Source organism: Rhodoferax sp. OV413, assembly GCF_900104385.1.
Taxonomy (GTDB): Bacteria; Pseudomonadota; Gammaproteobacteria; order Burkholderiales; family Burkholderiaceae_C; genus Rhodoferax_B.
In genome coordinates this window covers 19,235-39,523 of the sequence record NZ_FNJA01000007.1, presented here as the reverse complement: position 1 = coordinate 39,523, position 20,289 = coordinate 19,235, and the positions used below count along the sequence as shown (strand labels likewise).

General features: G+C 66.9%; 21 protein-coding genes. 7 read left to right on the top strand and 14 right to left on the bottom strand.

Going from position 1 to position 20,289, the window contains the following annotated elements:
- The first annotated feature begins 107 nt into the window (after positions 1-107).
- Genes BLT66_RS20835 through BLT66_RS20820 form a run of 4 tightly spaced genes read left to right on the top strand, consistent with a single transcriptional unit; the run spans position 108 to position 4,865 of the window.
- Positions 108-1,505, top strand: coding sequence for a phosphomannomutase/phosphoglucomutase (locus BLT66_RS20835; RefSeq protein ID WP_092760796.1), 1,398 nt, complete (start codon positions 108-110; stop codon positions 1,503-1,505).
- 26 nt (positions 1,506-1,531) lie between these two features.
- Positions 1,532-2,536, top strand: coding sequence for a lipopolysaccharide heptosyltransferase I (gene waaC / locus BLT66_RS20830; protein WP_092760794.1), 1,005 nt, complete (start codon positions 1,532-1,534; stop codon positions 2,534-2,536).
- Entirely contained in the window at positions 2,533-3,573 is a 1,041-nt protein-coding gene (gene waaC / locus BLT66_RS20825; RefSeq protein WP_092760792.1) for a lipopolysaccharide heptosyltransferase I, read from the top strand. The genes waaC (BLT66_RS20830) and waaC (BLT66_RS20825) overlap by 4 nt, the downstream gene beginning before the upstream one ends.
- The gene (locus BLT66_RS20820; RefSeq protein ID WP_092760790.1) at positions 3,570-4,865 is read left to right on the top strand and encodes a 3-deoxy-D-manno-octulosonic acid transferase; all 1,296 of its coding nucleotides are present in this window, start codon (positions 3,570-3,572) and stop codon (positions 4,863-4,865) included. The genes waaC (BLT66_RS20825) and BLT66_RS20820 overlap by 4 nt, the downstream gene beginning before the upstream one ends.
- A gap of 10 nt (positions 4,866-4,875) precedes the next feature.
- Here the strand turns inward: BLT66_RS20820 and BLT66_RS20815 are convergent, their stop codons facing one another.
- The 5 genes from BLT66_RS20815 to BLT66_RS20795 all read right to left on the bottom strand — a co-directional run bounded on the left by BLT66_RS20815 (position 4,876) and on the right by BLT66_RS20795 (position 8,872).
- The gene (locus BLT66_RS20815; RefSeq protein WP_369821625.1) at positions 4,876-6,198 is read right to left on the bottom strand and encodes a TolC family outer membrane protein; all 1,323 of its coding nucleotides are present in this window, start codon (positions 6,196-6,198) and stop codon (positions 4,876-4,878) included.
- Positions 6,199-6,272: 74 nt separating this feature from the next.
- On the bottom strand, positions 6,273-6,605 hold the full coding sequence (locus BLT66_RS20810) for a rhodanese-like domain-containing protein (RefSeq protein WP_092760786.1): 333 nt from the start codon (positions 6,603-6,605) through the stop codon (positions 6,273-6,275).
- A 3-nt stretch (positions 6,606-6,608) separates the two neighbouring features.
- Complete coding sequence (locus BLT66_RS20805) at positions 6,609-7,274, bottom strand: protein-L-isoaspartate O-methyltransferase family protein (RefSeq protein WP_092760784.1); 666 nt, start codon at positions 7,272-7,274, stop codon at positions 6,609-6,611.
- A 95-nt stretch (positions 7,275-7,369) separates the two neighbouring features.
- The gene (locus tag BLT66_RS20800) at positions 7,370-8,038 is read right to left on the bottom strand and encodes a TetR/AcrR family transcriptional regulator (protein ID WP_092760782.1); all 669 of its coding nucleotides are present in this window, start codon (positions 8,036-8,038) and stop codon (positions 7,370-7,372) included.
- A 60-nt stretch (positions 8,039-8,098) separates the two neighbouring features.
- Positions 8,099-8,872 carry a YdcF family protein gene (locus tag BLT66_RS20795; RefSeq protein ID WP_092760780.1) on the bottom strand — a complete coding sequence of 258 codons (774 nt, stop codon included), beginning with the start codon at positions 8,870-8,872 and terminating at the stop codon, positions 8,099-8,101.
- Positions 8,873-9,022: 150 nt separating this feature from the next.
- Between BLT66_RS20795 and msrA the strand changes: the two genes are divergently transcribed.
- From msrA to BLT66_RS20780, 3 genes are all read left to right on the top strand, one after another.
- Positions 9,023-9,595, top strand: coding sequence for a peptide-methionine (S)-S-oxide reductase MsrA (msrA, locus tag BLT66_RS20790; RefSeq protein WP_092760778.1), 573 nt, complete (start codon positions 9,023-9,025; stop codon positions 9,593-9,595).
- A 69-nt stretch (positions 9,596-9,664) separates the two neighbouring features.
- The gene (locus BLT66_RS20785) at positions 9,665-9,967 is read left to right on the top strand and encodes a putative signal transducing protein (RefSeq protein ID WP_092760776.1); all 303 of its coding nucleotides are present in this window, start codon (positions 9,665-9,667) and stop codon (positions 9,965-9,967) included.
- 3 nt (positions 9,968-9,970) lie between these two features.
- Positions 9,971-10,570 carry a DUF938 domain-containing protein gene (locus tag BLT66_RS20780; protein WP_092760774.1) on the top strand — a complete coding sequence of 200 codons (600 nt, stop codon included), beginning with the start codon at positions 9,971-9,973 and terminating at the stop codon, positions 10,568-10,570.
- On the opposite strand, the gene BLT66_RS20775 is transcribed toward BLT66_RS20780, so the two are convergent.
- The 9 genes from BLT66_RS20775 to BLT66_RS20735 all read right to left on the bottom strand — a co-directional run bounded on the left by BLT66_RS20775 (position 10,567) and on the right by BLT66_RS20735 (position 20,272).
- On the bottom strand, positions 10,567-11,946 hold the full coding sequence (locus tag BLT66_RS20775) for an ABC transporter ATP-binding protein (RefSeq protein WP_092760772.1): 1,380 nt from the start codon (positions 11,944-11,946) through the stop codon (positions 10,567-10,569). The genes BLT66_RS20780 and BLT66_RS20775 overlap by 4 nt on opposite strands.
- Entirely contained in the window at positions 11,930-12,706 is a 777-nt protein-coding gene (locus BLT66_RS20770; protein ID WP_092760770.1) for an ABC transporter permease subunit, read from the bottom strand. The genes BLT66_RS20775 and BLT66_RS20770 overlap by 17 nt, the downstream gene beginning before the upstream one ends.
- Positions 12,703-13,623, bottom strand: coding sequence for an ABC transporter permease (locus BLT66_RS20765; protein WP_092760768.1), 921 nt, complete (start codon positions 13,621-13,623; stop codon positions 12,703-12,705). The genes BLT66_RS20770 and BLT66_RS20765 overlap by 4 nt, the downstream gene beginning before the upstream one ends.
- Positions 13,620-15,158 carry an ABC transporter substrate-binding protein gene (locus BLT66_RS20760; RefSeq protein WP_092760766.1) on the bottom strand — a complete coding sequence of 513 codons (1,539 nt, stop codon included), beginning with the start codon at positions 15,156-15,158 and terminating at the stop codon, positions 13,620-13,622. The genes BLT66_RS20765 and BLT66_RS20760 overlap by 4 nt, the downstream gene beginning before the upstream one ends.
- A gap of 70 nt (positions 15,159-15,228) precedes the next feature.
- Positions 15,229-16,221: a CobW family GTP-binding protein gene (locus tag BLT66_RS20755; RefSeq protein WP_092760764.1), complete on the bottom strand. Its 993-nt coding sequence runs from the start codon at positions 16,219-16,221 to the stop codon at positions 15,229-15,231.
- Between the two features lie 16 nt (positions 16,222-16,237).
- Positions 16,238-17,260, bottom strand: a complete 1,023-nt coding sequence (locus tag BLT66_RS20750) for a FecCD family ABC transporter permease (RefSeq protein ID WP_092760762.1) — start codon at positions 17,258-17,260, stop codon at positions 16,238-16,240.
- Entirely contained in the window at positions 17,260-18,207 is a 948-nt protein-coding gene (locus tag BLT66_RS20745) for an ABC transporter substrate-binding protein (RefSeq protein ID WP_092760760.1), read from the bottom strand. Before BLT66_RS20745 ends, BLT66_RS20750 begins: the two co-directional genes overlap by 1 nt.
- Positions 18,204-19,043: an ABC transporter ATP-binding protein gene (locus tag BLT66_RS20740; protein WP_092760758.1), complete on the bottom strand. Its 840-nt coding sequence runs from the start codon at positions 19,041-19,043 to the stop codon at positions 18,204-18,206. The genes BLT66_RS20745 and BLT66_RS20740 overlap by 4 nt, the downstream gene beginning before the upstream one ends.
- A complete protein-coding gene (locus BLT66_RS20735) occupies positions 19,040-20,272 on the bottom strand; it encodes a GTP-binding protein (RefSeq protein ID WP_092760756.1) in 1,233 nt (410 codons plus the stop codon). Before BLT66_RS20735 ends, BLT66_RS20740 begins: the two co-directional genes overlap by 4 nt.
- Positions 20,273-20,289: the final 17 nt, after the last annotated feature.

Here is a 20,289-nt window from a genome sequence, read left to right as displayed (position 1 = left end):
TATGCCGGTTGATGGTCCGGTAAGCGGGCTGTGGCAAAACTACAATGCCAGCCGCCAGCCCCGCCTCCTTGCGGCTGGCACCCCTTCACACAACCGGCACATTCCCCATGCACGTTGCGAGTTCGATCTTCAAGGCCTATGACATCCGCGGCATCGTGCCGACCACCGTCACCGAAGCGGTGGCGGAAGGCATAGGAAAGGCTTTTGGCAGCATTGCCCTGGCCGAGGGGGAAAGCACAGTAGCTGTAGGCCGCGATGGGCGCCTGAGCGGCCCCAGTCTGGTGGCGGCCTTGATCCGCGGCCTGGTGGCGGTAGGTGTCGAAGTCATCGATGTAGGCGCCGCCACCACACCCATGTTGTACTTCGCTGCACACACCTTGTGCCGTAGCGGCATCCAGGTCACGGGCAGCCACAACCCCAAGGACTACAACGGTTTCAAAATGGTCATGGGTGGTCGCGCCATCCATGGCGACGAAATCCAGGCGATACGCCGCATGATGGAGGCCGAGTGCTGGACAGCCAAAGCCGGTGGCCTGGTGCGCCAAGTTGACGTGCTGCCCGCTTACACCGCCCGCATCGTCTCCGACATCCAGTTGGCCCGCCCCATGAAGATCGTGGTCGATTCCGGCAACGGCATTGCAGGCGCGTCGGCCCCGGACATCCTGCGGGCGATTGGCTGCGAGGTGATCGAGCTGTTCAGCGAGGTGGACGGCAATTTCCCCAACCACCATCCCGACCCGAGCAAGCCTGAGAACCTGCAAGACCTGATGGCCGCGTTAAAGACCAGTGGCGCCGAGCTGGGCCTGGCCTTCGACGGCGACGGTGATCGCCTGGGCATCGTCACAAAAGACGGCAGCAATATCTACCCCGACCGTCAGATGCAGCTGTTCGCCGAAGACGTGTTGCGCCGCGTGCCCGGCGGCACGATTCTGTTTGACGTGAAATGTTCGCAGCGCCTGGCACCCGCCATTGCCGCAGCCGGTGGCCAGCCCTTGATGTTCAAGACCGGCCACTCGCTGATCAAGGCCAAGATGAAGGAAATCGAAGCCGCTGGCGGCCAAGCCCCGCTGGGCGGTGAGATGAGCGGCCATATCTTCTTTAAGGAGCGCTGGTTCGGTTTTGACGACGGCACCTATGCGGGCTGCCGCTTGCTGGAGATTGTCAGCCAGTCGCCCGATGCGAACGCTGTGCTGCACGCCTTGCCCACCAGTTTCTCGACCCCCGAACTGAACGTCGCCTGTGCCGAAGGCGAGCCACCGACCGTGGTGGCCAAAGCCCTGGCCCTGGTCGACTTTGCCGCGCCCGCCGTGGTCAACACCATCGACGGGCTGCGCGTCGACTGGCCGGATGGCTTTGGCCTGCTGCGCGCCAGCAACACCACCCCGGTGTTGGTGCTGCGCTTTGAGGGCCATACGCCCGAGGCCCTGGAGCGTATCCAGCACGACATGCTGGCCCTGCTGCGCCGTGCCAAGCCGGACGCGACCCTGGCGGCCAGCGCACATTGACACACCACCACGTGAACGGGCAGGGCATGCGGGTCTTGATTGTCAAAGTTTCGTCGTTGGGCGATGTGATCCAGACCCTGCCGGCTTTGCACGACATGCGCCAGGCTTTGCCACAGGCCACCTTCGACTGGGTGGTGGAAGAAGCCTTTGCGCCTCTGCTCAAAGCCCATGTGCCGGGCTTGGCGCGGGTGATGCCGGTAGCCCAGCGGCGCTGGCGTAAGACCCCGCTGACGGCCGCCGTGCGGGCTGAAAAAGCCGTGTTCCTGCAGACCTTGCGGGCCGAAGCCTATGACGTGGTGCTGGACTTCCAGGGCCTGATCAAATCCGTGCTGATCGCCCGCCAGGCGCGTCTCGCCCCCGGTGGCTGGCGTAGCTCCTACGGCAACCGCAGCGAGGACGCCGCTTACGAATGGCCGGTGCGCTGGCTGGTGCAGCGTCCCCAGCCCATGCCGCCGCGCATCCATTCCATGCAGCGCTACCGCCGACTGGCTGCGCTGGCGCTGGGTTATCCGCCGCGCGAAGACGCCATTGATTACGACGAACTGCAGGTCACACCGGTGGAGCCCGACGGCAGCGTGATGCTGGTGCACGGCACCACCCGGGTAGAGAACGAATGGCCGTTGCAGCACTGGATACAGGTCGGCCAGGCGCTGGTGGCCCAGGGCCTGCCGGTCAGCGTGCCGCAGGCGAACCCGACCGAGGCCGCCTTCGCCCAGCAGCTGTGTGAGGCCATCGGCCCGCGGGCTCTGGTGCTGCCGCGCATGGGCCTGGCGGCGCTGGCGGCGCGCATGGCGGGCTGCGTGGGGGTGATAGGTGTGGATTCCGGCCTCAGCCACATGGCTGTGGCCTTGAACCTGCCGCATGTGCAGATTTTCAGCCAGCCACGCATATGGCGCGCCGGGCCGGTGGGTTGCAGCTACCAGGTGGCTGTTGGCGGCGAGCGGGCGCCGGATGTAGACACTGTGCTGCAGGCGTGGCAAGCTGTGTGGGCTGATTTCCACCAAAAAGCCTTGTTGCCGGCTTCTGCATGAATGTCCTGATCGTCAAACTCTCTTCGCTCGGCGACGTGGTCTACGCCATGCCCGCGGTGCAGGACATGCTGTCCGAGCTGCCGGGGACCCTGGTGGATTGGGTGGTCGAGCCCGACTTCGCCCCGCTGGTGCGGCGCTGCGCGGGCGTGCACCGCGTGATCGAATGTGATCTGCGGCGCTGGCGCGAAACCGTGTTTACCGCCGATACGCGCACCGCCTGGCGGGCTTTCTCCTCGGACCTGCAATACGAATGCTATGACGCGGTGCTGGATCTGCAAGGCCTGAGCAAATCGGCATTGGTGGCCAAGATGGCGCGGCTCAGCCCCCAGGGCCTGCGTTACGCCCTGGCCAACCAGACCGAAGGCCGCAGCTTCGAAGCCCCGACCCGCTGGGAGGCCGACGTGGCGATTCCGGTCGAGCCGCGCATCCACGCCATCGAACGCTCGCGCGTGATGTGCGCCCGGGCTCTGGTGTATGCGCTGCCAGAAAAATTATCTTTTGGCCTTGCACCGCATGTAGGTAAAGAGCTTAGGGCTATTAAAAATATAGCAAACACGTTTTTTGATTCGGGTAGCGTGGCACCGGCATCCATCGTCGCCTTGCTGCACGGCAGCTCGCGGGCCGACAAACATTGGCCCGACGAATACTGGCTGGAGCTGGGCCATCGTCTGAACGCCCTGGGCTATACGGTGGCGTTTCCACACGGCAGCGACGAGGAACAGTGGCGCAGCGAAAGCATTGCCAGCCGGCTCGAGCAGGCCGTGGTCTGGCCGCGCATGGGCATGAATGCGCTGACCGATGCGCTCGGCGAATGCCTGGGCGCGGTAGGTGTCGACAGCGGCCTGTGCAATATCGCCACCGCCCTGGACCTGCCGCTGGTGCGGCTGTACAACTTTGACACCGTCTGGCGTACCGGCCCGCGCGACAACGACCACCAGTTCAGCGTGTTCGGCGAACCCACGCCCAGCGTGGATGCGGTCTGGAATGCCTGGATGCAGGCCTCGGCCCTGGCTTCACTGCGGGATTCCATGCGTTGATCCGCGGTCTGTATTCCATTGGCCTGTGGCTGGCCAGCCCCTTGCTGCGCCGCAAGCTGCGCAAGCGTGCGCTGGCCGAGCCCGGCTACGGCCTGGCGGTGCCCGAGCGCTTCGGCCATTACACCCAGCCGCCCAGCCAGGGTTGGGTCTGGGTGCATGCGGTATCGCTGGGCGAAACCCGGGCCGCGGCGATCCTGTTGGCGGCCTTGCGGCGCGCCATGCCCGATATGCGCCTGCTATTGACCCACGGCACCGCCACCGGCCGGGCCGAAGGCCAGTCGCTGCTGCGTGCCGGCGACGTACAGGTTTGGCAGCCCTGGGACACGCCGGGCGCGGTGCAGCGCTTTGTGCGGCATTTCCAGCCCCGTATCGGCATCCTGATGGAGACCGAAATCTGGCCGAACCTGCTGGCCACCTGCCAGGCGGCCGGTATTCCTGTAGCGCTGGCGAATGCGCGCCTCAGTCCCAAATCTCTGCGCCAGGCGCAGCGCCTGTCGGCCCTGTCCCGACCGGCCTATGGAGCGCTCAGCGCGGTCTGGGCGCAAACCGAGGCCGATGCACAGCGCCTGCTGCAGGCCGGCACCCGGCCGCCGCAGGTGCTGGGTAATCTGAAGTTCGACGCCTCGCCCAACCCGGCGCAACTGGTCACCGGCCGGGCCTGGCGGCATGGCGCGGGCCGCCCAGTGGTGCTGCTGGCCAGCGCCCGCGAGGGCGAAGAGCTGATGCTGCTCAGCTATTTAAAGTCTTTTAGGGCTGTAGCGCAGCAAACACCAGCGCCAGCAGCTATGAAAATAGGAGTGATGGATGTGCAGTGGCTGATCGTGCCACGCCATCCGCAGCGCTTTGATGCGGTGGCCGAGCTGGTGCAGGCCCAGGGCTTCAGCCTGTCGCGGCGCAGCAGCTGGGTGGACGCACCGGAGCCGGCCGATGTCTGGCTGGGCGATTCGCTGGGCGAGATGGCGCTGTACTACGGGCTGGCGGACCTGGCCTTGCTGGGCGGCAGCTTTGAGCCGCTGGGCGGGCAGAACCTGATCGAGGCCGCGGCCTGCGGCTGCGCGATGGTGATGGGGCCGTCGACCTTCAATTTCGCCGAGGCAGCCGAGCTGGCCGAAGCCGCGGGTGCCGCCTGCCGGGTGGTCGGCATGCCCGAGGCCGTGGCCCAGGCTCTGGCCTGGCTGAATGCACCGCAGCAGCTGGCCCAAGCCGCCGCTGCCGGGCCGGAGTTTGCCGGCGCCCACCGCGGCGCGGCCCAGAAGACCGCGGCCGCCGTGCAGGCCCTGCTGGCGGCTTAGGGACGGGTTCTTACTGCGGCTGTAGCAAGGTGTTGACCGACTGCAGATCTTCGGGCTTCAGGCTGCCGCTGGCTTGGCGCAGCTTGAGGCCGCCGACCAACACGTCGTAGCGGGCCTTGGCCAGGTCGCGCTTGGTCTGGAACAGCTGGCTTTGTGAATTCAGCACGTCGATATTGATGCGCACACCCACCTGGTAGCCGAGCTTGTTGGCGTCCAGCGCGATCTGGCTGGAGGTCTCGGCGGCTTCTAGCGCCTGCACCTGGCCGAGCCCCGACAACACGCCGTAGAAGGCGGTGCGGGTGGCCTGGGCCACGCTGCGGCGCGCGGCATCCAGGTCGGCCTGGGCCTTGTCTTCCAGCGACAGGGTTTCGCGGATGCGGTTTTGCACCGAGAAGCCGGCAAACAAGGGGATGTTCAGGCTCAGCCCGACCACCGTGCTGTTGTTGCGCGAGCCATTCGGCAGGCTGGAGGTGCCGTTGGGGTAGCGGTTCACGTTGTAGCCGGCCGTCAGGTCCAGGGTCGGCAGGTTGCCGGTCTTGGCTTTCTGGGTTTCCAGGCGCGCCACTTCGAGCGCGATCTGGGCCTGCTGCACGTTCGGGCTGGCATCGGCCTGGCGTTCCCAGCTGGAGATGTCGGCTGGCTGCAGGCTGGGCAGTAGTACCGGCTGGGCCAGCGGTGCGGGCTGGGCGTTCACCTTGCTGACCAGGGTGTCGAGCGCCAGGCGCTTGATCAGCACATCGTTCTCGGCGGCGATTTCCTGGGCCCGCACCAGGTCGAAGCGGGCCTGGGCTTCGCGCGTATCGGTGATGGTCGAGGTGCCGACTTCAAAGTTGCGCTTGGCCGACGACAGCTGCTCGTTGACGGCGGTTTTCTGGGCCCGCACAAAGGTCAGGGTGTCGGTGGCGGCCAGCACATCGAAATAGGCTTGGGCTACGCGCACCACCAGGTCTTGCTCGGCGACTTGCAGCTGGGCTGTGGCCACATCGATGCTCTTCTTTCCCTGCTCGTAGGTGATGCGGTTGGCCGGCCGGTACAGCGGCTGCGAGCCGCTGAGGGTGGCGGTCTGGCTGGTGTAGTCCTTGTCGATGGTCGGGTTGCTGCCGTCCAGCATATTGCGGTTCAGCCCGGCGGACAGGCCTACGCTGGGCAGGATGCCGGCCTTGGCCTGGGCGGCCTTGGCCAGATTCGCGTCGTACTGGGCCTTGGCCGATTGGTAGGTCGCATCCGTGGCGCGGGCCGCGTCGTACAGCTCCAGCAGGCTTTGCGCATGGGCCGTGCCCGCACAGGCGGCAGCCACGGCCAGAGCGAGAGATGCGAGCGGGAAACGTTGCATGGTCATCCTTGAATTTCTGTCGGGTGTCTGTCGGTCCGGCGGGCACACGCCGCGGTCACGGGGGAGGGCGGAGATCAGTAGCGCGGCACAGCGGGGTCGCGTTGCAGCGACCAGGCGTCGATGCCGCCGGCGATGTTCACCACGTTCTCGAAGCCGTTTTGCAGCAGGAACTGGGCGACCCGCTGGCTGCGCGCGCCGTGGTGGCACAGGCAGGCGATCGGACGCTGTGGGTCCAGCTCGGCCAGGCGGGCCGGGATCTCGTTCATGGACAGCTGAACCAGGGTGAAGCCATCGGCCTGCACGCTGGCGGCCTGCCACTCGGCGGGTTCGCGCACGTCCAGCACCACCGGGGCGGTCTGGCCTTGCAGCCACTGGGGCAGGTCGGTCGGGGTGATTTGGGCAATCATGGCTTAGAACGAGAACTTGGACGGTTCGGGGAAGTTGACCAGGCGCGGCGCAACCGTATCCCAGGGCTGGGTGGTGGTGTAGGCGGACTCGCTGGCGCGGGTGACGAAGTTGGCGCACATCATCGGCTGCTGGCCGACCACGGCGAACAGGCGGCCACCGACCTTGAGCTGGGCCTTGATCTTCTCGGGCACGGACGCCACCGAGCCGCTGAGCACGATGACGTCAAACGGACCGTCGGCAGCTGCGCCCAGGGCGCCATCGGCATGCCGGACTTCGACGTTGTGCACGTCGGCCGCGCGCAGGTTGTTGCGCGCCAGGCTGGCCAGTTCGGGCAGGATTTCCAGCGACAGCACGCTGTGCGCGCAGTAGCCCAACAGCGCGGCCATGTAGCCCGAGCCGGTGCCGATCTCCAGTACCTTTTCGTGCTTCTGGATCTTCAGGTCTTGCAGCGCACGGGCTTCGACCTTGGGCGACAGCATGGACTGGCCGCCGGGCAGCGGGGTTTCCATGTCGACGAAGGTGAAGGCCTGGTACTCGGCGGGCACAAATTGCTCGCGCTTGACGACCGACAGCAGCGCCAGCACTGCGGGCTCCAGCACGTCCCAGGGGCGAATTTGCTGTTCGATCATGTTGAAACGAGTTTGTTCAAGCTGGGCGGAAGTGGTCATGGTGGGTCTTTGAGGTCGGAGGCAGGGTAACGTTCGATTTTAGGGGGGGAATTTTGCATGTCTGGCGGATTTGCCCAGCATTTACCTGCGCAACATCATGCAGGGGCGGGCCGTACGCGCAAGCCATTGAGAAGAATGTGTACCTGCGCATCCAGGTAGTGCAGGGGGTCCAGCACCGACGCGGTACACGGGTGGGTGCCGACCGAGTGCTTCCACATGGCCAGAAAGATCAGCGGCGCGGTCACGGCGTAGGTGGCCAGTTCCAGGTCCATGGCGGCGAATTCACCGCGGTCCACCCCACGCTGCAGGATGCGCCGCACCAGGCTGTGGTAGGGCTGCACCACTTCGGCCTGGTAGAAGGCCGCCATTTCGGGGAAGTTCTGCGCCTCGCCCAGCATCAGCTTGGTCATGCCCGAGGCCTGGGTATTGCCTACGCGCTCCCACCAGCTATGCATGCCGTAGTGCAGCAGTTCGGCGCTGCTGCCGGTAAAGCTGTCTACCTCGTCGCTCCATTCATGGAAGCGACCCGCCAGGGTTTGCCGCACCACGGCCTTGAACAGCTCGTCTTTGCTGGGAAAGTACAGAAACAAAGTGCCCTTGGACACGCCGGCCCGCTGCGCCACCTCTTCCACCCGGGTGGCGGCAAAGCCTTTTTCCACAAACAGGTCGAGCGCCGCCGCCAGCAGTTCGCTGGGGCGAGCCTCTTTGCGGCGCATGCGCTTGGCCGGAGTGTCTGCAGATGGGGTGGGTGGGGCGCTGGACATGGTGTTACTGACTGACGGGTTATTAATATAGCCCGCGGGTGTGGCAGGCGTCAATCAAAGTCAGTACCCAACCATCCGCAGGCCCAGCCATTCGCGCAGCACTTCACGCGATGCCAGCAGGCCATAGCCCGTGGGCAGCCATTCCAGCAGCTTGCGCTGCTGCGGCAAGGTGAAGCCGGTGGGCGCGGGCGTAACGGTAAAACCGGCCCGCTCGAACGCTTGCTGCGCGCGGGGCATATGCCAGGCGTGGGTCACCAGAGCGATGCGCTGCACGCCATCTTGCGCCAGCAGGGCCTGCATATTCGCGGCGTTCTCGGCGGTGTCGCGCGAGCGGTCGTCGACCCAGCGCAGCACCAGGCCGTAGTCCTGGCTGACCAGAGCCCGCGCCATCGCGCCTTCGGACGGGGCGGCGGTGCCACTGTTCGCCCAACCCACGCCGCCGGCAAAGGCCAGCGGCAATTTGGCCTGCCGGGCTAGCCACACCCCGTAGCGCAGGCGGCCTGCGGTGTCGGCCGTGGGTTGGGGCGTTGCATATTCGGGTGACGACGGCCTGACCCCGCCGCCTAGCACCACCACGGCCTGCACCTGGCGCGCATGCAGCGCTGCAGCGGCCGTGGCCGGGGGCAGGGCGCTGGTCTGGGGCAACAGGGTTTGGGCCAGCCATACCGCGACCGCATTGCAGCTCAGCAGCCACAGGCTGGCCAGGCCGAGCAGGCACAGCAGGCCGCCCAGTGCCCGTTTGCGCCACAGCAGACCCAGGCCGAGCAGCAGCAGGGGCGCGGCCGGCGGCATCACCAGGGCGGTGAGTACAGGTTTGAGTTCACCGGGGGACATATGCTCCTCTATTTGTAGCTGCTGGTGCAGGCTGTATATGCGCTGGTGGCATTATTTGCTAGAATTGCGGCAAGCGCGTATTCGATGCAAGTTTGCGTGCCGCGCAAGTGTACAAGTCCCTATTGCATAAAAAGGTGTACAAAGCGGGCTATGCAAAACACGCCCCCCACGCCTTCGTCCAGCCCCGCCCCCCGTGAAGTCATTACCCTGGGAGGGGGGTGTTTCTGGTGCACCGAGGCAGTGTTCGTGCAGGTGATGGGCATCACCGACGTAGAGAGCGGCTACTGCAACGGCACGACCCTCAACCCCAGCTACGAACAGGTCTGCAGCGGCGACACCGGCCATAACGAAGTCGTGCGGCTGGAGTTCGACCCCAGCGAGATCAGCCTGCGCGAGATTCTGGAGATCTTCTTCGTCATCCACGACCCGACCACGCTGAACCAGCAAGGCCACGATGTCGGCACCCAGTACCGCAGCGGCATCTATACCAGCGCGCCCGAGCAGTTGCCGGTGGTACAGGCGGTGCTGGCCGAAATCGCCGAGAGCAAGACCTACCGCAAACCGGTCGTCACCGAAGTGCTGCCGCTGGCCAACTACTGGCCCGCCGAGGCCTACCACCAAGACTACTTCGAGAACCACCCGAACCAGGGCTACTGCCTGATGGTGGCTGCGCCCAAGGTGGAGAAATTCCGCAAGACCTTTGCCAATCTGGTCAAACATTAAGCGCTTTTTAGGCCGCCAGCGCAGGTAGAGCCTGCACGGGCAGCTATCAGAACTATAGTCAAGCCCACCATGTTGCGCCTGACCCAAGCCCCGAACCTTGCGATGGCCACGCTGTGGGCCGACGCCCTGGCGGTCGAAGGCATTGCCGCCAGCGTGCAGCGCCAGTACCTGGCAGGTATCGCGGGTGATTTGCCGCCCGACCAGTGCCTGCCCGAGGTCTGGATACACCACGCCACCCAGGAAGCCGCGGCCCGCAAGCTGCTGCACGACCTGCAGAACGTGCCGCAGCACCGCTGGCAATGCGGCTGTGGCGAATTGATTGAGGGTGGCTTTGAGCAATGCTGGAGCTGCTCCGCCTGGATGCCAAGATAAACCATGTTCATTCCACAACAAAGCCCCGCCGCCGAGCGCAATCTGCCGCCGATTCTTGAAGTCTTGCAGCGTGTGCTGCCGCCCGCGGGCACGGCCTTGGAGATCGCCAGCGGCACAGGCCAGCACGCGGCTGGTTTCTCCCTGGGCTTGCCGGGCTGGACCTGGCAACCCAGCGATGCGCAGGACGCGGGTTTTGCCTCCATCTCCCACTGGTGCGCGCAGGCCGGGGTGGCGAATGTGCTGCCGCCGCAGGTCCTGGATGCACTGAGCAACCCTTGGCCGTTGAGCAGCACATTCGACGCGATCTTCTGCGCCAACATGCTGCACATCTCGCCCTGGGCTACCTGTGCCGCGCTGATGGACGGCGCGGCCCGGCACCTGGCGCCGCAGGGCCTGCTGATCACCTACGGCCCGTACCTGGAACGCGACGTGCCCACGTCGCAGGGCAACCGGGATTTCGACGCCAGCCTGCGCGCGCACAACCCGGCCTGGGGCATACGCCAGCTCGACGAAGTAGTGCAGCAGGCGCAGCGGGCCGGGCTGCAATTGCGCGAGCGCAAGCCTATGCCGGCTAACAACCTGTTGCTGGTGTTCGGCCGCTAGCCAAACGCGACTTCCGCCCGGCGATGCGCGGCCTTTTCGGCCAGCGCCGCATCGTGCGTGACCAGCAGCATCGCCCACTGGTGGGCGGCGGTGCTGGCGCACAGCAGCTGCATGGTGCGCTGCTGGGTGATGGGGTCGAGCCGGGATGTCGGTTCGTCGGCAAACAGAAAGTCGGGTTTCAGCAGCAAGATGCGCAGCAGCGCAAACCGCTGCAGTTCGCCGCCCGACACCTCGCTGGGCAGCCGCGCCAGCAAGTTGGCGTCCAGCTTCAGCTCCTGCATCAGGCTCTGGGATTCGGCGCTGCTGAGTTGGTGCAGCTTGATCAGGTCGCCCAGACTGTCGCCCACGCTGCGCTGCGGCGCAAAGGCCGCGGGCGGGTCCTGGTAGAGCTTCTGGAACGAATGCGGGCGCTGCCGCGTGCGGCGCACCGTGCCCCGGTCGGGGGGCACCAGGCCCAGCAGCATATGGCCGAGGGTGGTCTTGCCGCAGCCGCTAGGGCCGGTGATGGCGACGATCTCGCCCTCGGCCAGCGCCAGGTCCACATCCGCAAACACCGGCTCCTGGCCAAAAGACTTGGCCAGGCCTTGGGCCTGCACCACCGGCGCGGCGCCGCTGCGCAGCGGCCGGGCCAGGCGCGGCCAGTGGGCGGCGTCGGCCTGTACCAGGGCCTGGGTGTAGGCGTGGCGCGGCCGCTGCAGCACCTGGCTGGCCGGGCCTTGCTCGACCACCTGGCCGTCCAGCATCACCGCCACGTTGCCGCCTAACTGGCGGGCCAGGGCCACGTCGTGGGTGATGGTCAGCAGCGCCTGGCCGGGCTGCAGATGGCTGAGCAGCAGCTGGCCGATCTGCCCGCGCAGCGTGGCGTCCAGGCCCTTGGTCGGCTCGTCCGCGATCAGCAGCTGGGCGCCGGCCGCGCAGGTCGCGGCAAACGCTACCCGCTGCGCCATGCCGCCAGAGATCTGGTGCGGGTATTTGCGCCGCGCAGGGTTCAGCTGCAGCTGCTGCATTGCCTGGCTTGCTTCGGCCTGCGCGGCTGGCCAGGTCTGGCCGCGCACAAAGTGCGCTACCTCGGCCACCTGGGGCTGCAGCCGCATCGCCGGGCTCAGCGCCAGCCAGGGCTCTTGCGGCAGCATGGCCACTTGGTGGCCCCAGCGCGGCTGCGGGCTGCGCCGTCCCCATACCGAAATTTCGCCTGTCATGCGCAGGCCGGGCGGCAGCGTGCCCATCACCGCCTGCGCCATGATGGATTTGCCCGAGCCGGACTCACCCAGTACCGTCAGGCATTCGGCTTCGCGCAGCTGCAGGCTGACGCCGCGTACCACCGGTTCGGCGCCGGCGTTAACCGCCAGGTTGTGGATTTCAAGCGCCCAGGCCATGCTTTTCCCCCAGCGTTTGCAGCGCCAGCACGGTGGCCAGCAGCAGGAGCACCGGCGGCGCCAGCATCCACGGCGCGTCGGCGTAATACGGCAGGGCTTCGGTCATCAGCAGGCCCAGCTCAGCCGCCGGCGGGCGCAGGCCGATGCCGACAAAGCCCAGCGCCGATACCGCCAGTACCGCGTTGCATACCGCCAGCGCGGTCAGCGCCAGCAGCGTGCCGCGCAATGCCGGCCATACATGCTGCTGCACGATGTAGATGCGGCCAAAACCCAGCAATTGGCTGGACTGCACCTGCGGCCCGGCCAGCAGGGTTGCCGCCGAAGCTCGGGTGGTGCGGAAGAATTCGACCCAGGCGGTCAGCACCAGGCCCAGGTACAGCGGCCAGGTGCGCCCTGGCGCCAACGCCGACAGCAGCAGCACCCAGAGCAGTCCGGGCAGGGCCAGCACCGCATCGGCCAGGGCCAGCAGCAGGCGCTCCGTCCAGCCGTGGCGCCAGGCGGCCAGCAGGCCCAGGCCCGCGCCCAGGCTGGCGGCCAGCAGCGCCGACAGCAGGGCCAGCGACAGCGAGATCTGCGTAGCCGCCGCCAGCCGTGCCGCCACATTGCGGCCCAGCGCGTCGGTGCCCAGCCAGTAGCTGGCGCTAGGCGCCTGCAGGCTGGCCGACAGGTCTTGCGCGGCCGGGTCGGGTAGCAGCGCCGGGGCGATCCACGCCAGGGCCGCGACCAGTACCAGCAGCAGCCAGGACAGTTTGCGGCTCATCGCGCGCTCCTCGGGTCCAGCCAGTGGCAAAGCGCGTCGACCGCCGTGTTCAGCAGCACGAACAGCAAGCCCATGGCCAGGGCCGTGCCCTGCACCATGGGCACGTCGCGCGCCACGATGGCATGTACCAGCGCATGGCCGATGCCGGGCCAGGCAAAAAAGGTTTCTACCACCACCATGCCCTCGACCAGCAGCACCAGCTGAGTGCCCGCATAGGCGGCTACCGGCACGGCCGCGTTGCGCAGCACATGGCGCAGCGTGACCCAGCGCGCGGCCAGGCCCTTGGTGCGGGCGAACTGCACATAGGGGCTGGCCAGCACCTGGGCCAGGCTGTGCCGGGTGGTCTGGGCCAGGCCGGGCGCCAGCGCCAGGGCCAGGGTCAGCGCCGGCAGCACGTAGTAGCTGGCGTCGCCATGGCCGGCCACTGGCAGCCAGTCCCATTGCACGGCGAACAGCGTGGCCAGCAGCAGGGCCAGCACAAAGGCCGGCACGGCGCGCAGACCCAGCGCCAGATTGCCGACCAGCCGGTCCAGCGCCGGCCGCTGTAGCAAGGCCACCGCGCCGCCCAGGCCCACGCCCAGCAGCAGCGCCAGCCCCCAGGCCAGCAGCGACAGCGCCACGGTATGGCCCCACTGGTGCGACAGCGCGGCCAGCACAGGTTCGCCCGACACCAGCGAGACGCCGAAATTGCCCTGCGCCACGTCGGCCAGCCAGGCCAGCAGCTGCTGCCAGACCGGGCGGTCCAACCCCAGCTCGTGGCGCACGGCTTCGGCGGCGGCGCTGTTCACCATGTCGTAGCCGTAGCGGCCGGCGGCAATCCGGTAGGCCGCGTCGCCGGGCAGCGACTGCAGCAGCGCAAACGACAGCAGGCCGACCAGCAAGGCCACGCCAAGCATACGGATAAATAGACTCTTCATGCCCACGCCATCCGATCGATACGATAGCTGCGCTCCAGCGGGTCGATCACCACACGGCCCAGGCGCTTGCTGCTGGTCGCGGTGTGCTGGTACCAGGCGATGGGGATCACCGGCAGCTCGGCCTGTAGCACGGTGGTGATGGCGCCGCGCTGGGCCGAGCGGCGGTTGGCGTCGGAGGTGCTGCTCAGGGTCTGCAGCGACTCGCGCACCAGGGCGCTGCTCCAGCCCATGGCGCCCCAGTCACCACCGTTCTGGCCAAAGTCCTGCAGCAGCGTGCCCATGGGGTCGGGCACCAGGCCGTAGTTGCGTGCCAGCAGGGCCAGTTCCAGCGAGCCGTCCTGGTGGCCGGCCGGGATTTCGCTGGAATTACCCACGGTTACGGCTACGTCGATGCCTATGGTCTTCAGCTGCGCCTGCAGCGCCGTTGCCACCACCGGCAGCTCGGGCCGGTCGGGAAAGGTACGCAGGGTCAGTTTGAAGGCCTGGCCATTGCGCTGCAGCATGCCGTCCGCTCCCGGCGTCCAGCCTGCCGCTTGCAGCAGGGCGCGGGCCTGCGGCAAATCGCGCACCAGCGGCTGCAGGCCGGCCACATGCCATTCGCCCAGGCCGGGCGGGAACAGTTGGGTGGCGGCGGCGCGCGGTTCGCGCAGCACGGCGCTGGCGATGCCGGCCCGGTTGATCGCCAGGCTGAGCGCACGGCGCACGTGTACGTCTTTCAGGAACGGGTGGCCGGCGTTTACCTTGAGGTACAGGGTGCGTGGGATCGGCAGGGTATGGAACTGCAGCGCCTTGTTGGACTGCAGCCGGGCGAAGTTGGCCGGGTCGTGGGTGAACACCAGGTCGGCCTGGCCGCTGGTGGCCAGCAGATTCCGGGTCTCGCCGCGGCCTACTGCCAGGTAGCTGACCTTGGCAATCGCCGGCCGCGGGCCCTGCCAGCCGTCGAAGCGCTCCAGTGTGACTTTTTGCGGCGCTTCCAGCCGGCTGATCTGGTACGGGCCCGAGCCAATCACCGCCTGCACCGAACCATCGGCCGCATAGGCGCCTGGCGCCAGGATTTGCGTGCTGGTATGGGCCAGGAAAGCGGGCAGGGCGGTGAACGGCCGGCCCAGTTCCAGCAGCACCACGTTGCCGTCGGCGCTGATCTTCTGCAGCGGCGTAGAGCCCAGCACACCCGGGGCTTTGTGCGCCCGCTGCAACACCTGGGCCACATGGGCGGCCGTGACCGGGCTGCCGTCGTGGAAGCGTGCGCCGGCGCGCAGCGTAAAACGCCAGAGCCGCTGGTTGGCCGACACCTCCCAGGCGGCAGCCAGGCCGGGCGCCAGCGCGCCTTCGGTATCCACCTCGACCAGGGTTTCACTGACCTGCAGGCGGCTGAACACATAGCCGGCGCGCGAGGGCTCGAGGCTGTTGATCTCCCAGGGAGCAGCTATGTTCAGCGCGTCCTTGTCGGCAGCGGCCCAGCTGGGGGCTATTGGGGCCGCGAGGGCCAGGGCCAGCGTTTGGCGGCGGGAGAGGTGCAAGGCGGTGTGTGGCATGGCTAAATCAATGGCTTGAGAATGTGCGGGGCATCGGCGTGGCGGTGTTCAGAACGCGTTCTGGATACGCTCATGCCTGCGGGCTGTCCTCGGGCTGGAAGATGCAGTGGGTCAAGCCCTTTTCCAGAATCTCGCGGGGCAGGTTCTTGCCGATGAAGACCATCTTGGAGCCGCGTACTTCATGCTTCTTCCAGGCCGTGCCCAGCTCGGCGCCCATCAGCATGTGCACGCCCTGGAACACGATGCGGCGGTCTTCGCCCTCGACCTGCAGAACGCCCTTGTAGCGCATCATCTGGGTGCCGTAGACCCGCACGATGGCCCCCAGAAAGTCCTCCACTTTGGCGATGTCCAGCGGCTGGTCGGTGTGGAACACGAACGAGCCCACCTCGTCGTCGTGTTCGTGCGACACGTCGTGCAAGAAGTCGGGTTCGATCTCCAGAATGGCATTCAGATTGAAGCCGCGGATGTCCAGCAGATCGCCGATATCGGCCACACCTTTGTGGGCCGTTCTGATCTTGGCGCGTGGGTTCATCTGGGCCAGGCGCTGGCGCAGGGCGTGCACCGCGTCGGCATCCACCAGGTCGGTTTTGGTCAACACGATGCGGTCGGCAAAGCCCACTTGTTCCTGGGCTTCGTGGTGTTCGGTGAGCTGGGCCTGGGCATGCTTGGCATCCACCAGGGTCACCACCGCATCCAGCAGATAGCGCTTGCCTATGTCTTCGTCCACAAAAAAGGTTTGTGCCACCGGTGCCGGGTCGGCCAGGCCGGTGGTTTCGATCACCACGCGGTCAAACCTGAGCGTGCCGGCGTCTTTTTTGGCAATCAGCTCACCGAGGATGCGTACCAGGTCACCCCGCACGGTGCAGCAGATACAGCCGTTGTTCATTTCGACGATCTGCTCCTCAAAGTCTTGCACCAGCAATTCGTTGTCGATGCCGGCTTCGCCAAATTCGTTTTCGATGACAGCGATGCGGTGGCCGTGCGGCTGGCGCAGGATGTGGTTCAGCAAGCTGGTCTTGCCGCTGCCCAAAAAGCCGGTGAGGATGGTGACGGGGATCAGCATAAAAACTCCAGAAGATTCAATGGCCTGGGCTGCGCAGCACCAGGACGATGACAAACACCGCACCCACGGCGGCGGTGACGATGCCGATGGGCAGCTCTTGTGGCGCCAGCAGGGTGCGGCACACCATGTCACTGGCCAGCAGCAGGGCCGCGCCCAGCACGGCAGACAGCCCCAGCAAGCGGCCATGCAAGGCACCGCACAGCGCGCGGGCCAGGTGCGGCACCATCAGCCCGACAAAGCCGATCACCCCGGTCAGCGCCACAAAGCAGGCGGTGGCCAGGGCCGATACCGTGAATATCTCGGCGCGCAGCCGGCCGGGCGACAGGCCCAAGCTGGTAGCGGTTTCGTCCCCCGCCAGCAGCCCATCGAGCGCGTGGCGGCGGTGCAGGGCAAAGGCCACCAGCAGCCCGAAGCCCAGCAGGGCCAGGCCCAGGTTGTCCCAGCGCGCCAGGCCCAGGCCGCCCAGGGTCCAGAACAGCACCGAGTGCGCGGCCCGCTGGTCGCCCGCAAACACCAGGTAGTGGGTCAGCGCACCGAACAGGAACGACGCCGCCAGTCCGGCCAACACCAGCTTCTCGGGGCCGCTGCCCTGGCTTTTGTGCACCAGCGCCAACACCACGCCCGCGGCCAGCAAGCCACCGGCCAGGGCGGCCAGCGGCAGGGTCCAGATGCCCAGCACGTCACCGGTGGTGGTGATGACGGCCACCGCACCGGCACTGGCGCCCGACGACAGGCCGAACAGAAACGGGTCGGCCAGGTCGTTGCGGGTGGCGGTTTGCAGCATGCCTCCCACCATGGCCAGGCCCGCGCCCACCAGCACCGCCAACAGTACGCGCGGCAGCCGCAGGTCCAGCACGATGCGTTGCAGCGTGGGTGCCACGGCGGGCAGGTCCAGCGCGGGGGCCAGCGGCCCGGCCACGGCGGACAGCACGCTGCGCACCGGCAGGGGCGTGCTGCCCTTGGCGACAGACGCCAATGCCAAACCCAGAATCAACAGCATGCCGCCCAGCAGCCAGGCGTAGTAAGACCGCTGCGACATCACTTGGACGGGGACCGTAGCGCAGCGGCGATCTTCTCAATCGCATCGATATTGGCCGGGCCGGGCGTCAGCTCGGCATAGCGCAGCGCCACAAAGCGCTTGTTCTTGACGGCATCGGTTTCCTTCATCGCCGGGTGGGCTTGCAGGAAGCGCATCAGCTTGCTGGGGCCATTGCCGTCCTGGTAGTCCAGCAGAATCAAAAACTGCGGATTGCGGGCGGCCACGGTTTCCCAATCGGTCGTGCCCCAGCTGGTCTCCATGTCGGCCATGATGTTGCGGGCCCCGGTGGCGGCGATCATGGCTGTGGGGATGGCGTATTTACCGGCGGTAAACGGCTTGTCTTCACCCGAGTCGTACAGGAACACCCGGGTGTCCTTGGCTGCCGCCGTGTCCAGCTTGGCCAGTCGGGCCTTCCATTGCGCCACCAGCGCCTGCGCCTCGGCGGCCTTGCCGAAGATGCTGCCCAGCTTGCTGAAGTCGCCGTACAGCAAATCCATAGACGCGGCGGGGCGTGGCTTGTGCAGGTGGATGCAACTCTCGGACAGCACCAGGGTCTTGATCTTGTGCAGCGCCAGCGTGGCGGGGGTGACCTCGCCACCCGGCTTCATGCCGTAGTACCAGCCGGCAAAAAAGAAGTCGGGGTTGGCGGCCAGCAGGTTCTCCAGCGTCGGGTATTTGGGCGCCAGCTCGGGGATGTTGCCCAGCGCGGCCTTGAATTCCGGCCCGGTCTTGTACCAGCCGGTGATGCCTGTCACGCCCACCATGCGGTCCTGCAGCTGCAAGGCCAGGGCCATCTCAGTCATGTTCAGGTCGTGCACCACGGCGCGCTGGGGCGGCGCGGTAAAGGTCAATGCCTCGCCGCAGCTGTCCACGGTGACCGGAAAGGTTTGTGCTGCACATGCCGCACTGAGCAGTGCAAGCGAGAGGCCAAGGAGTAAGTTCTTCATGCGGAAACGGTTTCGTAAGTCGTAAAAAAGCTTTTGCGCGTGCGGCTCTGGGGCTGTGCGGGCGCGCAGGTATCCATCACCAGCATGGGTGCGGCGGTGGTGGGGTGGGGCAGGTAAAACGCATGCATGGCAAACACCTGGTGCACGGTGCGCGGGGTCAGTGCCTGGGCCGGCGTGCCGTAGGCCACCAGGGCGCCGCCCTGCAGCACGGCCACCCGGTGCGCCCATTGCGGCACCAGGGCCAGGTCGTGCAGCACGGCCACCACGGTGATGCCCAGGCTGGCAATGCCTTGCAGCAGGTCCAGCGTGGCGCGCGGGTCCAGGTGGTTGGTGGGCTCGTCCAGCAGTAGCAGGCGTGGTTGCTGGGCCAGGGCGCGGGCCAGGTGGGCGCGCTGGCGTTCTCCGCCCGACAGGCTGCCCAGGCTGCGGCCTTGCAAGGCCTGCAGATTGCAGCGCTCCAGGGCCTCGGCCACCACGGCTTCCAGCTGCGCGGGCCGGGCCAGGCTGCGGTGCGGCAGGCAGCCCAGGCGCACATAGTCGCGCACCTGCAGCCGCGCATCGGCCTGGTCCGACTGCCCGAGCAAGGCCACATGCCGGGCCCGCTCCAGCGGCGTCCATTGCGACAGCGGCACTCCGTCGTACAGAATCTGCCCCCCGCTCGGCGGCAGGATGCCCGCCAGCATGCGCAGCAGGGTGGACTTGCCCGCGCCGTTGGGGCCGACGATGGCCAGGTGCTGGCCGGCATCCAGCCCCAGGCTCACGGGCTGCAGCAGCTTACGGCCCTGGGCCGTGCGGTAGGCCAGGGCCTGCACTTGCAGTTGCATCGCCAGACTCATGCAAGCACGGCTTCTTCGGTCCGCTCCCAGGACGGGAACGGATCGGCCAGCTGGGCCCAGGCCGCCTGGCCCTTGCGGGTTTCGGTGAAGGTCAGGTGGGCGCGCTTCCACGCCTGTTCGATGGCGGCGCGGTCCATGTTCTGGCCGATGAAGACGACTTCGTTGATGCGGTCGCCAAAGGGCTCGGTCCAGTGGCTCTCGAGTGCCTGGCGCTCGGCCGTGCCGGGTGCCGGCCAGCGGGCCCGCGGCACGGCGGCCCACCACTGGCCTACGGGTTCGTGCGTGGCCACATTGCCGGCGCGCGAGTAGCTGACCGCCCAACTGGGCCGGCTGGCCAGCCAGACATAGCCCTTGGCGCGCAGCAGGCCGGGCAGCGGCTGCTGCATGAAGTCGGCAAAGCGCTGCGGGTGCAGCGGCTCGGTGCTGCGCAGCACAAAGCTGTCGATGCCGTAGGCTTCGGTTTCCGGTGTGTGCTGGCCTTCGAGCGCGCGGGCCCAGCCGGGCATGGCGCTGGCGCGCTCCAGGTTGAACTTGCCGGTACCCAGGATGGTGTTGAGCGGGATGCGGCCGTGGTCGGCATAGACGATTTCGGCGCCCGGGTTCAGCGCGTGGATGACGGCAGCCACCTCGGCGCGGCGCTTCAGGTCCACCAGGTCGATCTTGTTGACCACCACCACGTCGGCGAACTCGATCTGCTCGGTCAACAAGGCGGCCAGGCTGCGGTCGTCTTCGTCGCCAGCCACTGCGCCACGCTGGGCCAGCAGGTCGCGGCTCGTAAAGTCTTGCAGCAGATTCAGCGCATCCACCACGGTGACCATGGTGTCGATGCGCGCCACCTGGTTCAGCGAGGCGCCGTGCTCGTCCTCGAAGTCAAAGGTCGAGGCCACGGGCAGCGGCTCGCCAATACCGGTGGACTCGATCAGCAGGTAGTCGAAGCGGTTCTCGGCAGCCAGCTTGCGGACTTCGAGCAGCAGGTCTTCGCGCAGCGTGCAGCAGATGCAGCCATTGCTCATTTCGACCATTTTTTCGTCGGTGCGCGACAGGGCGGCGCCGGCGTTGGCGGCGCTTTTGTCGACCAGCGAGGCGTCGATGTTGACCTCGCTCATGTCGTTGACGATCACCGCCACCCGCAGGCCTTCGCGGTTCGCCAGGATGTGGTTCAGCAAGGTGGTTTTGCCGGCGCCCAGAAAGCCGGACAAGACGGTGACGGGAAGGCGGGTGTGCAGCATGGTGTGTTCGGGTTTAC

Excerpts from the sequence above, each read along its gene's own strand:
- BLT66_RS20835 (WP_092760796.1), top strand. The coding sequence starts at position 108 with ATGCACGTTGCGAGTTCGATCTTCAAGGCCTATGACATCCGCGGCATC.
- waaC (WP_092760794.1), top strand. The coding sequence starts at position 1,532 with ATGCGGGTCTTGATTGTCAAAGTTTCGTCGTTGGGCGATGTGATCCAG.
- waaC (WP_092760792.1), top strand. The coding sequence starts at position 2,533 with ATGAATGTCCTGATCGTCAAACTCTCTTCGCTCGGCGACGTGGTCTAC.
- BLT66_RS20815 (WP_369821625.1), bottom strand. The coding sequence starts at position 6,198 with ATGCAACGTTTCCCGCTCGCATCTCTCGCTCTGGCCGTGGCTGCCGCC.
- BLT66_RS20810 (WP_092760786.1), bottom strand. The coding sequence starts at position 6,605 with ATGATTGCCCAAATCACCCCGACCGACCTGCCCCAGTGGCTGCAAGGC.
- BLT66_RS20805 (WP_092760784.1), bottom strand. The coding sequence starts at position 7,274 with ATGACCACTTCCGCCCAGCTTGAACAAACTCGTTTCAACATGATCGAA.
- BLT66_RS20800 (WP_092760782.1), bottom strand. The coding sequence starts at position 8,038 with ATGTCCAGCGCCCCACCCACCCCATCTGCAGACACTCCGGCCAAGCGC.
- BLT66_RS20795 (WP_092760780.1), bottom strand. The coding sequence starts at position 8,872 with ATGTCCCCCGGTGAACTCAAACCTGTACTCACCGCCCTGGTGATGCCG.
- msrA (WP_092760778.1), top strand. The coding sequence starts at position 9,023 with ATGCAAAACACGCCCCCCACGCCTTCGTCCAGCCCCGCCCCCCGTGAA.
- BLT66_RS20785 (WP_092760776.1), top strand. The coding sequence starts at position 9,665 with ATGTTGCGCCTGACCCAAGCCCCGAACCTTGCGATGGCCACGCTGTGG.
- BLT66_RS20780 (WP_092760774.1), top strand. The coding sequence starts at position 9,971 with ATGTTCATTCCACAACAAAGCCCCGCCGCCGAGCGCAATCTGCCGCCG.
- BLT66_RS20775 (WP_092760772.1), bottom strand. The coding sequence starts at position 11,946 with ATGGCCTGGGCGCTTGAAATCCACAACCTGGCGGTTAACGCCGGCGCC.
- BLT66_RS20770 (WP_092760770.1), bottom strand. The coding sequence starts at position 12,706 with ATGAGCCGCAAACTGTCCTGGCTGCTGCTGGTACTGGTCGCGGCCCTG.
- BLT66_RS20765 (WP_092760768.1), bottom strand. The coding sequence starts at position 13,623 with ATGAAGAGTCTATTTATCCGTATGCTTGGCGTGGCCTTGCTGGTCGGC.
- BLT66_RS20760 (WP_092760766.1), bottom strand. The coding sequence starts at position 15,158 with ATGCCACACACCGCCTTGCACCTCTCCCGCCGCCAAACGCTGGCCCTG.
- BLT66_RS20755 (WP_092760764.1), bottom strand. The coding sequence starts at position 16,221 with ATGCTGATCCCCGTCACCATCCTCACCGGCTTTTTGGGCAGCGGCAAG.
- BLT66_RS20750 (WP_092760762.1), bottom strand. The coding sequence starts at position 17,260 with ATGTCGCAGCGGTCTTACTACGCCTGGCTGCTGGGCGGCATGCTGTTG.
- BLT66_RS20745 (WP_092760760.1), bottom strand. The coding sequence starts at position 18,207 with ATGAAGAACTTACTCCTTGGCCTCTCGCTTGCACTGCTCAGTGCGGCA.
- BLT66_RS20740 (WP_092760758.1), bottom strand. The coding sequence starts at position 19,043 with ATGAGTCTGGCGATGCAACTGCAAGTGCAGGCCCTGGCCTACCGCACG.
- BLT66_RS20735 (WP_092760756.1), bottom strand. The coding sequence starts at position 20,272 with ATGCTGCACACCCGCCTTCCCGTCACCGTCTTGTCCGGCTTTCTGGGC.